Source organism: Acetobacter oeni (genome assembly GCF_011516825.1).
Taxonomy (GTDB): Bacteria; Pseudomonadota; Alphaproteobacteria; order Acetobacterales; family Acetobacteraceae; genus Acetobacter; species Acetobacter oeni.
Map to the genome: position 1 here is coordinate 1 of NZ_WOTA01000030.1, position 14,315 is coordinate 14,315.

Genomic DNA, 14,315 nt, shown 5'->3' on the forward strand with positions numbered 1-14,315 from the left:
CACGAAGGCGAGGCGGCAGGAGGATGGGATCATACCCGCAACAGATCTTGCCATCCCGTTCTTTGGTTACAAATCCCATGTTTTCATCGAACGGAAGTTCAGGCTTATCCGGAAGTGGAAGGCGACCGATGCAGCCGCCAGTGATGGCGCGAGATTGAGAGAAGGACTGCTTGATCGCAGCAATACGGCGTCCGATGTCTGGGCCGATACAGCCTGTCGGTCGAAGGCCAATGAACTCTTCATGGACAAGCAGGGCTTCGTCTCGAAAGTTCATCGCAAAAAACCGCATCTCAAACCCATGCCCCGACACATCCGGAGATCGAATGCAGGAAAATCGGTTATCCGCTCCCGCGTCGAGCCTGTCTTTGCCGATCAGAAGTCGCAGACGGGACTGTTCATCCGCACCGTCGGGATCGAACGGGCTACCACCAGGATCGGCCTGGCCAACATCGTCTACAACATGCGCCGCTTTCTTTTCCTCAAAAGGGTCAGCGCAACAGTATAGTGCTCCTGGGGAGGACAACCACAATTCTGCAGCAAAAGCAGAGCGAAAACGCCTCCCCAAGAACCATGCATCATCCTCCGCTGAGCCAGAAATCAGGCCGCAAGAAATTCAATCAACGGTTCTTCGATCCCTCCATCTGCAGAGAGCCATACCGGACATCTCGCAAAAAATGCTCATCCAGTAACTTCGCGCTCTGGAGCAGGAAAAGGTCATTTTTCGCACGGTTCACGCGCAGGTCCCGCCCAAAATCGAATATGGCCTCACGGACATCGGGAAAGCACTTGGCCCGGTCTTCATGGGTCTTCTGGACTGGGCAGATCTGAGACGTGCGGCCAGGGCGTCAGAATCAGAACCTGCTCACTGAGCATAATGTAACGTCCGCTTTCGGAGACCGAAAATGGCCAGGGAGTATTTGGTATGAGGCGTAAGCAGCCTGTCTGCTTGTCACGCGCTAAGCGGACGTACTGCTTACGCTTCATGTCAGACACCGGGAGAAAAAATCGACGTCCCGAAAACCGGACATGCGTTTCCCGTCCTGAACTTCAGCCGGCCGGAAGAACATATCAGTTGGCGAGCCGGATGAGGCTGGAGTAGCAGTCGTTCATGCACACTCGCCCGCACAGTCCGACACACCTGATGGTCTTCTGGCCATTGGTGGCGCTCGCCGTGCTCGCACGCCTGACCTTCGGGGGGATCGTGTTCCCCATGTCGGTCTTTGACGACCCCGCCAAAGACCTCACCAGACTGAGTATTCTCTGCGACGACAAGGTTCCACTGTCCGACCCGAATCGACCGCATCACCATTCGACTGATCCTCAGGATGATGGCTTTTTGTTATCTGACGGTCTGGAGCTTTTTCAGCCGACCATAGCGCTCTGCATTTTTGGAGGGCTGGCCGGTGTCAGCATTCACCGGGTCTGGAACTTCCCTCCGATCCGCGGTCCCCCCGCGCCGGAGCGCACATCGCTCTGCCCGCAAGGGCCACCACCCGTCTGACCTGATCTTAAAGAGCCGCCCGCGTGCAAAAGCACACGGGCTCTTCATGCTGTCCATTCAGGTTCAGACTCATGCCCCGTTTATATCGCGCCGCCCGCCGTTCTTCCGGCTGGACGGTCGGCGCTATCGTCTTTTTCTGCACTGCCACCGCCTGCGCGGCCTCCGGCCAGGACGCAGCAGCAACGGCTCCCGTGACAGGCCGGCGCAAGCCTCCCGTCCTGGCATCAAAGGCCACATATCCTGCGAAAACCGAAATAATCCTCGTCGCCGGCACCAGCCGCGCGCCGGCGACCATCCATCCGGCCGGTCAGACGACCTACAGCTCAGACCGCAGCAGCTTCGGCAATCAGGTCGGTCAGACCGTTGCCGACATGGTCGCGACCATTCCCGGTGTCAGCTTCGCCCAGGGCAACGGCCCCCGCGATACCATTGTCTCGGTGCGCGGTTCGGGAGACCGTCAGTCCTACGGCCTGAAAAACCTTCAGGTTCTGGAAGACGGGTTCCCCATGACCCAGCCGGATGGAACCGCCAGGGCCGATCTGATCGATCCGCACGCCTATGAGGGCGTGGATGTGTTCGAAGGACCGGCTTCCACTGTCTACGGGAACTACGCCATCAACGGCGCCATCAATTTCCGGACCCGCAAAGGCGCCGACATCCACGGCCTCGAACTCGGCTCGGATTTCGGCAGCTTCGGAATGTTTAACAATTACGCGACCCTCGGACTTGGCAACCAGCGTTACGATCTCATGGTCTTCGCCAGCGACGTCCGGGGCAACGGCTTCATTGCCAACAGCAACTATAATACGTCAACGGAGAACGTCCGGCTCCGCGTCAGTCTCACGTCCTCCGACCGCATCATCCTGAAATTCGTGAACAACGTGACGGACGCCTTCCTGCCGGTGCGTCTGTCACTGAGCCAGTATCGTGCAAACCCTTATCAGCAGGGCTGTTACAATGCAGCCAGTGCGGCGGCAGGCTGCGCTTCCGTCAGTCTGCTGGTGAATGGCCGCTACGGCACAAAAGAAGCCACGAGCCCCCAGGCTGCCGGGCTGGGCCGCTTCGATCGCCGCACCATTGTCGGCCTGCGCCATGAGCATGATTTCAACAGCCACACGACCTGGCGCAACCAGTTCACTTACGATCAGCGCCATGTCGACCAGCCCACTTCCACAACGTCCTTCGTCGGACCTTACAATTCCTATAACGTCAGCAGCGACGTTACGAACCAGGCCCGGATCGGCGGAGCCCCCCTGGAAACATTCGGCGGCGTCAGCTTCGATTATCTCGATTACGGATACCAGACCTACAACATCATGCCGCTCGGCGGCGCGACCCGGGGCGCGATGAACTCGGACTCCTACGGGCACCAATGGAATCTCGGCGCCCGCTTTCAGGAGGACTGGCACTTCGCCCCCGACTGGCACGTGGTCGTCGGCCTCGGAGGCACATATTCCGATATCGGCGCTACCGAAACGCTCTACAGCTACTCCGCGTCGGGCACCGCCAGACAATACGTCACAGCCAACCGCTTCTACTTCAACCTCGCCCCGGAAGGCGCTCTGATCTACACGCCCTCGAAAGCCTGGACGCTGCACACGCGCGTCGGCACCGCATACGGAACGCCCTCGTATTCGAATTTTTTCATTACGCCACAAGGACAGTACGGAAACAATACACACCTGAAAAGCGAGACGAGCGTGGGCGTCGATCTCGGAGCGGAATGGCATCCGACGCCCGATATCAATATCCAGACCACGGGTTTTTACGAATTCTACAGCAACGAACTCGTCAGCCAGTCTGCCGGCGTCAACACGGTAGGTTCCTATACCTTCAATGCCCCGGCCTCACAGCATCGGGGCATCGTCCTGGGCGCGGACTGGAAACCCCTTCCCAAAACACTTCCTGGCGCACGGGTAAAACTCAGTTATACCTACGATAATCAGATCTATACCAACTACACCGAGGTCCTTTCAAACAGTACGATCTCACGCAGCTTCAGTCGCAAAGGGAATTATATTCCCGGTGTTATTCCGAACTTCCTCAATGCCCGCTTTCTCTATGACCAGCCCGATGGCCACCTGGAAGGTCTCGGCGGATACGCGGAAGTCACCTGGCGGGATTCTTACTGGCTGGATAACGCCAGTCTCCTGAAAGCCCCCGGATACGCATTGCTGAATCTCGAAGTGCACTACAACCCGCCCGCCCGGCTCGGCTGGGTACATCGGCTGCACTGGTATTTTGAAGTGCAGAACGTGGCGAACCAGACTTACATCGCCGGCGCCACAAATATCAGCGACAGCCTGCAGGCCAGCGGACGACAGGCAACCGCCAGCACCCTGATGAACAGCACAGGTTCCATCTATGCCGGTTCACCACGGGCGTATTTCGGCGGCGTGCGGATACGGCTATGAGGAACACCCATATGAATAACCGTTTTTCAGGATTATGGCCGGATCGCCGCACGGTCTGGCGATGGCATTTCTTCGCCGGCCTGTTCTGCCTGCCTTTCGTGGCGCTCCTGTCCCTGACAGGAAGTATTTATCTGTTCAAACCTCAGATCGATAACCTGATCGACCGGAACTACGATCACCTGCCTTTAGTCACATCCTCATCCCCCGTGCGGGACGTCGACGCGGCGCTGACGCATGTGCCAGGCAGCACTTTTCTCGCCTACGAACTGCCGCAAACGCCACAGAGCGCGGCCCGCATCCTCGTCAGCCGGCCGGACGGCGAGGCCATCCGCGTGTATGTTGACAGAAACTCACACGCAATCCTGAAAACCGTCGCGGAAGAACAGCGATTTGAACGACTGGTCTTCAAACTGCACGGCCAGCTTCTGCTCGGAAATTTCGGCTCGGTCATCATGGAAATGGTGGCGTCCTGGACGATCGTCCTCGTGGTGACAGGTCTCTGGCTCTGGTGGCCGCGTGACCGCCGTGGCCTCGCCGGGGTGCTGTATCCGCGCTTCGGCCTGACCGGACGGGCGCGCTGGCGTGATCTCCACGCCGTGACAGGCGTCTGGGTTTCCCTGATTCTGACACTGTTCCTGATTTCAGGTCTTCCATGGTCCTATGTCTGGGGACATGCGTTGCAGTCTGTCGAGAACACTGCGGGACATCTGACATCCGTGAAAGACTGGGAGATCGGTGCTGTCCCGGCCCGGGAAACGATAGCCGGGCATCGGATGCCGTCTCCGTCAAATGTCATGAACGGAAACAGCATGGATATGCCAGGAATGGATATGGCTGACGATCCGTCACCATCGTCTGATCAGATCAATCTGACCGGTCTGGACAGGGTCGTCCGGACAGCAGCCACACTGTCTCTTCCCGCACCTGTATTGATTACGCCTCCCGGCAAATACCACCACTGGACGGTCCGGTCCGATACACAGAACAGACCTTTACGGGAAAGCGTGGAGGTTGCTGCGGACGGTCACGTTGTCTCGCGCACCGGCTTTGCAGAGAAAGGCGTTGTCGATCGTCTCATCGGGTATGGTGTCGCCGCGCATGAGGGACATCTTTTCGGCTGGGCGAACCAGATACTCAATCTGCTTGTTGCGCTCGGGCTGCTGCTGATGAGCTGTGCCGCGACATTCCTCTGGGTGCGGCGGAAGCCGGAAGGGCTGCCCGGTGCGCCGCCGCCGCTGTCCTCACAGCGGGCCGGCCTCGTCGGAGTGGGTGTTCTGGCCCTTCTGGCCATCCTTTTGCCGGAACTGGGTCTCTCTTTGCTTCTGCTGGCTGCGGCCGGACAGCTTTTCCGTAAGAAAACAGGGTAGGCAACTCAGGATTTCGGCAACATCCGCCCAAGTTCGACAGCTATCTGATGTGCGTTCGAATCAACCGGAATCATCCCGACCAGATGGTTCCGACCGTCCATCAGATACAGCAGAGAACTATGGTCAACGAGATAACCGCTCCCGGTGTCGATATGTCGTCGAGCCGTAACGTGAAACGCGCTCATCACCGGCTGAAGCTGCGCCTCTGTCCCCGTCAGACCCACGATCCGTGGCGAAAAGTTCGCCACATAGTCCTGCACAACCTTCGGCGTATCACGCGCGGGATCAACCGAAACGAAGACAGGAATGACAGCCTGGCCTCTGGCTTCAGGTTCCGCCAGAGCGGCGGAAACGGTCGCAAGCGTCAGCGGACAGACATCGATGCAATGCGTGTAGCCAAAATAAATGAGCGTATAGCGACCCCGAAAATCAGCCTGACTGACCGGGTGACCGTGCCCGTCGATCAGCGCATAGGGCCCGCCAACCGCGCTGCGATGCTGCGACATCAGGAGCGTTCGCAACCCGGTCGCCCCGGTCAGCAAAACCAGCGCAACGCCGGCAATCAGAAAAATGGCCTTCCGGCTGTGCCCCGCCAGGGCATCGGCGCTTCGACTCTGCGTCTTTTTACCACCAGGCCCATACTTCATAGATGAAGCATACCAAACTCCGCCCGGATCCGCATCAGGCACCAGCTGACGCAAACTCAATATCCGCTAAACGCTCTTTTCGGTACAAAGCCGACAGTCCGCTTCCCCGGCCTGACACCCCATTCAGTCCTCGGACCGCAACCCGTCCACTCCCGTGAACTCCCGCAGACTCCCCGTCACCACAGTAAGCCCGTTACCCCCGACTCTCCGGAACCGCTCTGATTTCCGCCGTATGCACAGCCGCCTCATCGTCGAACGGTAAAACGACAGGACGGGCCGCGAAGTGCTCTGCCTCCCGGCGGATCTTTGCAGGCTCCCGGGATTTTTCGGCTCCGTAAAGAAATTCATAGAGTACGACATCAGAGATGCAGAGCCCCTCAGCATCGTCCAAGCCAAAAAAATCATCCCGGGAGCATCAGCCGGAGCACACCATCAGGACTACTCACAACCTCTTCCAGATGACCGTCCAGAGCGGCCGCTTTGGGCAGACGCCCGCCCCGGGACCGGTTTGACAGGCACAGAGTTCGTGCGAACTGGCATCACGAACTCCACGTCAAATACACACCATGTATGTAATCATCACCGGACCGGATCAGTTAAATCCCGCCCGCACACCCACACCCATTTCCCTCCGCCCCCAATCTGCTCTAGATCCCGTCACTCCACCAGAACAGGGCAGAGGGTTCCAAATGGCCGCCGTTCCCGCACTCCGCATCACACCGCCGACACAGCCGCTCCGTGGCACCGTCAGCCTCCCGGGTTCGAAGTCCATCACCAACCGCGCCCTGCTGCTCGCCGCCCTGGCCGACGGCACCAGCCACCTCACAGGCGCCCTGAAAAGCGACGACACCGGCCACATGGCCACCGCCCTGCGCCAGATGGGCGTAAACATCGACGAACCGACCGCAACCAGCTTCGTGGTCACAGGAAACGGCACCCTCGCCATCCCGCCCGCGCCGCTTTTTCTCGGCAACGCCGGCACCGCCGTCCGCTTCCTGACCGCCGCCGCCGCCTGCGTCCCCGGCCCGGTCGTGCTGGACGGCGACCAGCATATGCGGAAACGCCCCGTCGCCCCGCTGCTCAAAGCCCTGAGCGCGCTCGGCGTGGACGCCTCCGCCCCGACAGGCTGCCCTCCCGTGACAGTGCGGGGCACCGGCCACCTCGCCGGAGGCCAGGTCGCCATCGACGCCGGCCTGTCCAGCCAGTACGTCTCCGCCGTCCTGATGGTCGCCGGAAAGGCCGATGCCCCCGTCGCCGTGTCGCTCCAGGGAACCGGCCTCGACGCGCGCGGCTATGTCGATCTCACCGTCACGGCCATGCGCGCCTTCGGGGCCTCCGTGGAGCAGGACGGCCCGATGAGCTGGCGCGTGCAGCCCTCCGGTTACAAAGCCACCGACCTGCGGATCGAACCGGATGCCTCCGCCGCAACCTATTTCTGGGCCGCCGCCGCGCTGACCGGCGGTGACATCGATATCGGCCTGGCCCCGACCGCCTTCTCGCAGCCGGATGCGAAAGCCTTTGCGGAAATCTCAAAGTTTCCGCATATGTCACCGGAAATCAACGGCTCGCAGATGCAGGACGCCGTCCCGACCCTCGCCGTCCTCGCCGCCTTCAACACAACCCCCGTCCGCTTCACCGGCATCCGCAACCTCCGCGTCAAGGAATGTGACCGCATCGCCGCCGTCCGCACCGAACTCAACCGCATCCGCCCCGGCCTCGCCCGGGAAGACGGCGACGACCTCATCGTCACCGGCGATCCCGCACTCGCCGGCCAGACCCTGCCCGCCAGGATCGAAACCTGGGCCGATCACCGCATCGCCATGTCCTTCGCCCTGGCCGGCCTGCGCATCGGCGGCCTCACCATCCTCGACCCGGACTGCGTCGGAAAAACCTACCCTGGTTACTGGGACGCGCTCAGAAGCCTCGGCGTGACCATCACCCCCGACACGGCGGCCTGACCCCCGGCACTCAGAGCGTCGTCGCCGTAATCCGCTGCGCCACTACCCGATCGTCATGCGGCGGAAGCACAACCGCCTCAGCGCCCGCTACCAGCGGCCTGACCATCCGCTCCCCGACGCCCCGGTCCGTTACCGTCCGGTCCGCCATTACCGCCAGAACCGGCGGCGGAAATGCCTGACCGGGCGCGCCGGACCGCTCCGGCGCATGAAGCAGAATCCGATCCCCCTCCCGAACCGGCACGTCCGGCGACACAATGAGCAGACAGCCCCGCCGGAACACCGGCTCGAACGCATCGCTGTCGAGACGGATGGCATAATCATGCGGCCCGGTCAGCGTGACGGGCGAACGGATTTCCCCCCATTGCCGGTCCGCCACCCGCCCCGTCGGCAGGAACGCCCGGTCAAACAGATCCGGCAGCCCGAGACGCGAAAACCTGATCACCCGAAGGAGCGCCCCGCCCGCTTCTGCCGCGGGCGCCGATACAGGCCGCCGCAGAATGGCCCCGGCTTTCTTCCCCCCGGTAAGCCCCTCCGTCAGTCCGGCAAAATCACTGAAAGATACCCCCGCCGCGTCGAGAAGATGCAGAAGCGTCTCCATGCGCGGCAACCGCATCCGACCGTCCGCCGTCCGCCGCTTTGACGGATTGAGCGCCGTCGGATCGAGCCCCGCCGCACGCGCCAGACCGGACACGGAAAGCCCCCGCTCAGCCGCCATCAGATCGATCATGTCCCACATGGCACCAGCCCGCCGCCGGTAACGGGAGTCAGGCGCGTCACCGGACGTCACCGGACCGGTCACGCCTTCCTCTTCCCGCCAAGAACCTCCGTGCCGTGGCGGCCCTCCCCCTCCCGCGTGACGCGATAACGATCATCGGCGGAAAGACACGCAAACCCCTTCCGCTCCAGCCGTGCCAGACAGGGCTCGTCCCGCAACCCCCGGGGCCGCCCCCCTGTCCCCGACAGACACAGACGATGCAGCGCCGAACGGCAGCAGCTCTCAAGATAAGGTTCGTTCCACATAAGAGAAATGTCGCGATTCCTGTGTCGCGGCGCAACCACGCCGCCTGTGAAAGAAAGGGAAAGTCACACCACCCGCCGCCCGCCGCAGCATGCCGGGTGGCCTGGATACGGCACAGCCTGTATAGAGAGCCACCTTCTTTCTGAAACGGGGCAAAGATGAGCACGAGCAACGACTACAAGGTTAAAGACATCTCACTCGCCGACTGGGGTCGCAAGGAGATCTCGATCGCCGAAGGCGAGATGCCTGGCCTGATGGCGCTGCGCGAGGAATACGGTGCCAGCCAGCCGCTGAAAGGCGCGCGTATCGCCGGCTGCCTGCACATGACCATCCAGACCGCCGTGCTGATCGAAACCCTGATCGCGCTCGGCGCCACCGTGCGCTGGTCGTCCTGCAACATCTTCTCCACCCAGGACCAGGCCGCCGCCGCGATCGCCGCCGCCGGTATCCCCGTCTTCGCCTGGAAAGGCCTGAGCGAGGATGAGTTCTGGTGGTGCATCGAGCAGACCGTCAAAGGACCGGACGGCTGGACCCCGAACATGATCCTGGATGACGGCGGCGATCTGACTGTGCTGATGCACGACAAATATCCCGCCATGCTCAACGACGTGAAAGGCCTGTCCGAAGAAACGACGACAGGCGTGCATCGCCTCTGGGAGATGCAGAAAAAAGGCGAGCTGAAGGTTCCGGCCATCAACGTCAACGACAGCGTCACGAAGTCGAAATTCGACAACCTGTACGGTTGCCGCGAAAGCCTGGTAGACGCCATCCGTCGCGGCACGGACGTGATGATGGCCGGCAAGGTCGCCGTCGTCGCGGGCTACGGCGATGTCGGCAAAGGCTCGGCCGCCTCGCTGCGTAACGCCGGCTGCCGCGTCCTCGTCACCGAAGCCGATCCTATCTGTGCCCTCCAGGCCGCAATGGAAGGCTACGAAGTCGTCACCATGGAAGAAGGCGCCCCGCGCGGCGACATCTTCGTTACCTGCACAGGCAATGTTGACGTCATCACCGTCGACCATATGCGCGAGATGAAGCACCGCGCCATCGTCTGCAATATCGGACACTTCGATTCCGAAATTCAGATCGGCGCCCTGCGGAATTTCAAATGGGATAACGTCAAGCCGCAGGTCGACGAGGTCGTGTTCCCCGACGGCAAGCGCCTGATCCTTCTGTCCGAAGGCCGCCTGGTGAACCTGGGCAACGCCACGGGCCACCCGTCCTTCGTCATGTCCGCCTCCTTCACCAACCAGACCCTCGCCCAGATCGAGCTCTGGACGGCGAAGCCCGGTCAGTACGAAGCGAAAGTCTACACGCTGCCGAAGAAGCTCGATGAAAAGGTGGCAGCCCTGCATCTCGCGAAGGTCGGCGCGCAACTGACGAAACTTAGTAAGACGCAGGCCGATTATATCGGTGTGCCGGTCAGCGGTCCCTTCAAGCATGAAGAATACCGCTACTGAGTGATCCACAGGCGATCCTGCTTCACGGCAGGCCGCCTGGCCGGTTCTGAAATCAGAAAGGAAAGAGTTTTTTATGAGCATTTTCGGAAAAATCGTTTCCGCGATCTTCGGTCACGCCAGCGCCGCCCCCCCTTCGGCCGAAGTGTCCTCAGCCGCCGCCGCTGACGGAAAGCCCGCCGGCATCACAGCGCCCGCCGCCGCCACGCCGCCATCGGCTCCGGTCGCCGCCCCGGTGGACGTGGACGCCATCCTGTCCGGCCTGGCCGCTAAATCCGGCCAGCAGCTCAACTGGAAGGAGTCCATCGTTGACCTCCTGAAGCTGCTGAACCTCGACAGCTCCCTGGACGCCCGCAAGCAGCTCGCAACCGAACTGCACTATACAGGCGATCAGAACGACTCAGCCACGATGAATGTGTGGCTGATTAAGGAAGTGCGTCAGAAACTGGCGGAAAACGGCGGCAAAATCCCGGCCAGCCTGTAAGGCTCTCTCCCCGGAAACACGCCCCGGCGCGTGCTTCCGGAACAGACGGGCGGGGCAGGGCGCACAGTCCCGGCCCCGCCCGTCCTGTTTTCCCGTCACGGCGCCAGGCACATCCGGGCACCCGCCATTCAGGCCATGACCGGCCGGCCCATGGTCAGCCGACACGACATCCAATCACACGATGCCGGAACCGGGCGTCCCGCTCGCCGCCACGCAGGAATATGGCTGAAAATGCCGCTCACATACCGACGCGCCCGCTGCGCCGCTCTCTGTCTGATCGTCCTGCTGCCCGTCCTGGTCCATGTCGCCGGCCTGCTGAACATTCTCTCCCCCGACCCGCTGCACATCTTCATGCGGTTCGGCGAGGACAACACCAGCCTGCTCGACGGTAGTCCCGGCTGGGTCGATGCAAACGCCGGCGCCACCACGGAGGCCCTCGGCACACGCGCCGCACGGCAATGGCTCTCAGGCCATATCCCCTGGTGGGACAGCTATTCCGGCATGGGCATGCCACTCGCCGCCGAAATGCAGAACTCAGCCCTGTTCCTGCCCTTCATCCTGCTCCTTATTTTCAAAAACGGCCTGCTATACCTGAAGATCTCGGTCCAGATCGCCACCGGCCTCGCCATGTTCGGCCTCGCCCGCGAAATGCGACTTACACTGCTCGCCGCCACCCTCGCCGCCGTGCTCGACGAATTCAGTGGCACCCTCGCCTGGTTCGCCCACGGCCCGATCATGCCGCTCCCCTTCCTGCCCCTGTTCGTGTGGGGCGTGATGCGCTGCTGCGCCACAGCGGAAAAAAACAGCCCTGAAGACCAGGCGCTGACCAGCCAGATGCCGAGCGGCCAGGCTCTCACCGGCCAGTTGCTGACCGGCCGGTTACTGACCGGGTGGGCACTCACCGGCCTCGCTGTCGCCGGATCAATCGTCGCCGGTTTCCCGGAAACCGCCTACATGAACGGCCTGCTCGTCCTGCTCATCGCCATCTGGCGCGTCAGCACCACCGGACGCGCCTGGAAAACCGCCGCTCTGCACATCATCGGCGGCGGCCTGCTCGGCCTCGCCCTCAGCGCCCCCGCCTGGATTCCCTTCGCCGAAGCACTCCCTCTGTCCTATGTCGGCCAGAACCAGAATTTTCACGACGCCCACATGCTGCGGCCCAACGCCGCCCTGCTGTTCTTCCCTTACCTTCTCGGCCCGCCACTCTACGCAATCTTCGGCACCTCCCCGAAACTCATTGATATCTGGTGGCATACCGGCGGTTACTGTGACATCGCCCTGCTCTTCGCCGCCCTGATCGCCGTCATGCGAACCCGCGCCGCCGCCCGCAGCCATGACCGCACGCTCTGGCCCGGCCTGCGCTACGTCCTCCTCGGATACTGCGTCATCACCGGTCTGAAAGCACTTGGCGTCGTCCCCGTCAGCCGCGCGCTCGACCTGATCCCCGGCATCCGGCAGACCATGTTCTATGTCTATATCTCGCCGGGCTGGTGGTTCGCCCTCAGCCTGCTCGCCGCCCTCGCCGTGCAGGACCTGCGCAAACTCGGCCCCGTCCCCCGCCCGATCCTTCTGGCCGCCCTGGCCGTCGTGACAACCTTCAGCGGCATCGCCCTCTTTCAGGCCCGCGAAATCGTCCGGATGCTGCTCCCCCATCCGGGTTATGTCTGGTACCCGTGCCTCTCCGTCGCCTGGACCCTGATCCTCTGCGTCACCCTCGCCGCCACCCTGCGCCGGGCCAGACCCGGGCTCGCCACCGGCCTGCTCCTCACCAACGCGGCCGTCCTCTTCTTCATCCCGACCCTCTGCGGCGTCCGCCCCGGAAGCCCCGACCTCCCCGCCATCGCCGCGCTGAAATCCCTGACCACCGAACATCGCGTCCTCAGCCTGAATGGCCTGACCCCGAACTACGGCGCGTTCTACGGCATCCCTGCAATCAACTACAATTACCTGCCCCTGCCGGCCCGCTTCGCCGACGCCCTCGACCATAACGTCTGCCCCGGCTACGAACATACGACATTCGATCCCTGGAAAATCGGTCGCTTCTGCACGGGCAGCCCCGACAACACGTCAGGCGACGACTGGAAAAATCCGAACCGGATGCTGTCCGTCCGCTCCGCCTTCGCCTGGCTCGAAGCCCATAATGTCGGATACGTCATCCACGCCCAGGGCATGACCATCCGGCGCGACCATATAGCCACACCCATCACCGGCGACGACCGCACCGGCCAGCCCCTCACCGATAACCCCGTCGAAGGTCACCTGATCTCAGCCCGCCTGCGCGGTACAACAATCCGAAGAGTCGGCGTCCTTCTCAGCACATATCTGAACGCCGCCCGCGGCACGCTCCACATCGCCCTGTGCAGCCGCACCCTCTGCACACAGACTGACAGCCCGCTGGCAAACGCCGCCGATAACCGGCTGACCTGGCTTACCCTCCCAACCCCGCTCAGCCTCGCCCCGGACGAAACCGACCTGATCTGGCGCGTCTCGGCCACCGAAGTCACCCGCCCCGCACTCCTCTGGCTGTGGCATATCCACGACGCCACCACAGGCGCCCCTCAGTCCCTGCCGCTCATCACCGTCGAATTCGACCTGCCGGAAGACGGCATACAGCGCGTGTACGAAGACAAACACTTCGTCATCGAAAAACTCCCCGACGCCACCAGCTATTTTACCGCCCCCGGCTGCACCCTCCACCCCGCCAGCCGCACAGAACTCACCGCCGACTGCCCCAACCCCTCCATCCTGACCCGTAACGAACTGTCCTTCCCCGACTGGACCGCAACCGTCAACGGAACCCGCCACCTCGCCGGCACCGCCCCCGACGGCCTGCAACAGACCATCCCCCTTCCGCAGGGCCACGCCTCCGTCGTCTTCTCCTACGCCCCCAGACACATCGGACTGATCGAAACCCTGTTCGCAACCGGCCTCCTCATCCTCATCGTGGGAACAGCCAGACAGAACCGGAATGTTTTCAGAAAACGCAGAGCCCGTACAGGCAATTAAGACCCCCGCCATAGCGGCGCAACCCCGCCCCCGGCAATGGCCTCTCTCGCTTCATGTCGGACATAAAAGTGGGTTGGCTCGCCTTTCGCATAACGGACATAGTCCGCGCAGTCCCCCGCTATCACTTGGAGCCGAGAGTGGGGTGATCGTTATGGGAAATAACCAGCAAGAATACAGGCGCTTAGGTTGGCCGTAGCAAGACACGCCCGAAGCCACTGGGCAGGGAGTATAAATCATTTGGATCGGGCAACGATGCTTTCGGTTTTCGGCCTTGACACGATGATGTTCGGTGCGGGCGGCAATCCAGATTTTCTGGACAGCGTCAAGATTCATGAAGGCAATTCCGAACCCAACCAGAAGGTCGAGCCAGACCGAATGGTGGCCGAGCGTGATACGGAAGCAGTTTTCATTCTGGGTTCTATTGGCATATCGGACATAATCTTCAAGTAGTTCTGTGCAGCAGTGG

General features: G+C 62.0%; 14 protein-coding genes. 10 read left to right on the forward strand and 4 right to left on the reverse strand.

Annotation, left to right across the window (positions count from 1 at the left end; genetic code table 11):
- From GOB90_RS15260 to GOB90_RS15280, 5 genes are all read left to right on the forward strand, one after another.
- A partial coding sequence (locus GOB90_RS15260; RefSeq protein WP_173572129.1) for a transposase occupies nucleotides 1–505 on the forward strand: 505 nt, incomplete at its 5' end.
- 193 nt (nucleotides 506–698) lie between these two features.
- On the forward strand, nucleotides 699–869 hold the full coding sequence (locus GOB90_RS15265) for a winged helix-turn-helix transcriptional regulator (protein ID WP_242012091.1): 171 nt from the start codon (nucleotides 699–701) through the stop codon (nucleotides 867–869).
- A gap of 239 nt (nucleotides 870–1,108) precedes the next feature.
- The gene (locus tag GOB90_RS15270) at nucleotides 1,109–1,501 is read left to right on the forward strand and encodes a hypothetical protein (RefSeq protein ID WP_146891018.1); all 393 of its coding nucleotides are present in this window, start codon (nucleotides 1,109–1,111) and stop codon (nucleotides 1,499–1,501) included.
- Between the two features lie 71 nt (nucleotides 1,502–1,572).
- Nucleotides 1,573–3,915 (forward strand): TonB-dependent receptor family protein, encoded by a 2,343-nt coding sequence (locus GOB90_RS15275; protein ID WP_146891021.1) that lies wholly within the window; start codon nucleotides 1,573–1,575, stop codon nucleotides 3,913–3,915.
- 11 nt (nucleotides 3,916–3,926) lie between these two features.
- Nucleotides 3,927–5,282, forward strand: coding sequence for a PepSY-associated TM helix domain-containing protein (locus GOB90_RS15280; RefSeq protein WP_173572131.1), 1,356 nt, complete (start codon nucleotides 3,927–3,929; stop codon nucleotides 5,280–5,282).
- A 5-nt stretch (nucleotides 5,283–5,287) separates the two neighbouring features.
- Here GOB90_RS15280 and GOB90_RS15285 read toward each other — a convergent pair whose 3' ends face one another.
- A complete protein-coding gene (locus GOB90_RS15285; RefSeq protein ID WP_146891028.1) occupies nucleotides 5,288–5,929 on the reverse strand; it encodes an SCO family protein in 642 nt (213 codons plus the stop codon).
- Between the two features lie 193 nt (nucleotides 5,930–6,122).
- Entirely contained in the window at nucleotides 6,123–6,320 is a 198-nt protein-coding gene (locus GOB90_RS15290; protein WP_242012087.1) for a type II toxin-antitoxin system VapC family toxin, read from the reverse strand.
- Between the two features lie 175 nt (nucleotides 6,321–6,495).
- On the opposite strand from GOB90_RS15290, the gene aroA reads away from it, so the two are divergent.
- Nucleotides 6,496–7,887, forward strand: coding sequence for a 3-phosphoshikimate 1-carboxyvinyltransferase (aroA, locus tag GOB90_RS15295; protein WP_242012088.1), 1,392 nt, complete (start codon nucleotides 6,496–6,498; stop codon nucleotides 7,885–7,887).
- Nucleotides 7,888–7,897: 10 nt separating this feature from the next.
- On the opposite strand, the gene GOB90_RS15300 is transcribed toward aroA, so the two are convergent.
- The gene (locus GOB90_RS15300; protein ID WP_146891031.1) at nucleotides 7,898–8,686 is read right to left on the reverse strand and encodes a helix-turn-helix transcriptional regulator; all 789 of its coding nucleotides are present in this window, start codon (nucleotides 8,684–8,686) and stop codon (nucleotides 7,898–7,900) included.
- Nucleotides 8,683–8,907 carry a hypothetical protein gene (locus GOB90_RS15305; protein ID WP_146891034.1) on the reverse strand — a complete coding sequence of 75 codons (225 nt, stop codon included), beginning with the start codon at nucleotides 8,905–8,907 and terminating at the stop codon, nucleotides 8,683–8,685. Before GOB90_RS15305 ends, GOB90_RS15300 begins: the two co-directional genes overlap by 4 nt.
- 156 nt (nucleotides 8,908–9,063) lie before the next feature.
- Between GOB90_RS15305 and ahcY the strand changes: the two genes are divergently transcribed.
- The 4 genes from ahcY (at nucleotide 9,064) to GOB90_RS15325 (ending at nucleotide 14,299) form a co-directional block, all read left to right on the forward strand.
- A complete protein-coding gene (gene ahcY / locus GOB90_RS15310; RefSeq protein ID WP_146891037.1) occupies nucleotides 9,064–10,362 on the forward strand; it encodes an adenosylhomocysteinase in 1,299 nt (432 codons plus the stop codon).
- A 73-nt stretch (nucleotides 10,363–10,435) separates the two neighbouring features.
- Nucleotides 10,436–10,843 (forward strand): DUF3597 domain-containing protein, encoded by a 408-nt coding sequence (locus tag GOB90_RS15315; RefSeq protein ID WP_146891040.1) that lies wholly within the window; start codon nucleotides 10,436–10,438, stop codon nucleotides 10,841–10,843.
- 231 nt (nucleotides 10,844–11,074) lie between these two features.
- Nucleotides 11,075–13,849 carry a hypothetical protein gene (locus GOB90_RS15320; RefSeq protein ID WP_146891043.1) on the forward strand — a complete coding sequence of 925 codons (2,775 nt, stop codon included), beginning with the start codon at nucleotides 11,075–11,077 and terminating at the stop codon, nucleotides 13,847–13,849.
- Between the two features lie 237 nt (nucleotides 13,850–14,086).
- Entirely contained in the window at nucleotides 14,087–14,299 is a 213-nt protein-coding gene (locus GOB90_RS15325; RefSeq protein WP_003618805.1) for a hypothetical protein, read from the forward strand.
- Nucleotides 14,300–14,315 lie beyond the last annotated feature (16 nt).

Excerpts from the sequence above, each read along its gene's own strand:
- GOB90_RS15270 (WP_146891018.1), top strand. The coding sequence starts at position 1,109 with ATGCACACTCGCCCGCACAGTCCGACACACCTGATGGTCTTCTGGCCA.
- GOB90_RS15275 (WP_146891021.1), top strand. The coding sequence starts at position 1,573 with ATGCCCCGTTTATATCGCGCCGCCCGCCGTTCTTCCGGCTGGACGGTC.
- GOB90_RS15280 (WP_173572131.1), top strand. The coding sequence starts at position 3,927 with ATGAATAACCGTTTTTCAGGATTATGGCCGGATCGCCGCACGGTCTGG.
- GOB90_RS15285 (WP_146891028.1), bottom strand. The coding sequence starts at position 5,929 with ATGAAGTATGGGCCTGGTGGTAAAAAGACGCAGAGTCGAAGCGCCGAT.
- aroA (WP_242012088.1), top strand. The coding sequence starts at position 6,496 with ATGTATGTAATCATCACCGGACCGGATCAGTTAAATCCCGCCCGCACA.
- GOB90_RS15305 (WP_146891034.1), bottom strand. The coding sequence starts at position 8,907 with ATGTGGAACGAACCTTATCTTGAGAGCTGCTGCCGTTCGGCGCTGCAT.
- ahcY (WP_146891037.1), top strand. The coding sequence starts at position 9,064 with ATGAGCACGAGCAACGACTACAAGGTTAAAGACATCTCACTCGCCGAC.
- GOB90_RS15315 (WP_146891040.1), top strand. The coding sequence starts at position 10,436 with ATGAGCATTTTCGGAAAAATCGTTTCCGCGATCTTCGGTCACGCCAGC.
- GOB90_RS15320 (WP_146891043.1), top strand. The coding sequence starts at position 11,075 with ATGCCGCTCACATACCGACGCGCCCGCTGCGCCGCTCTCTGTCTGATC.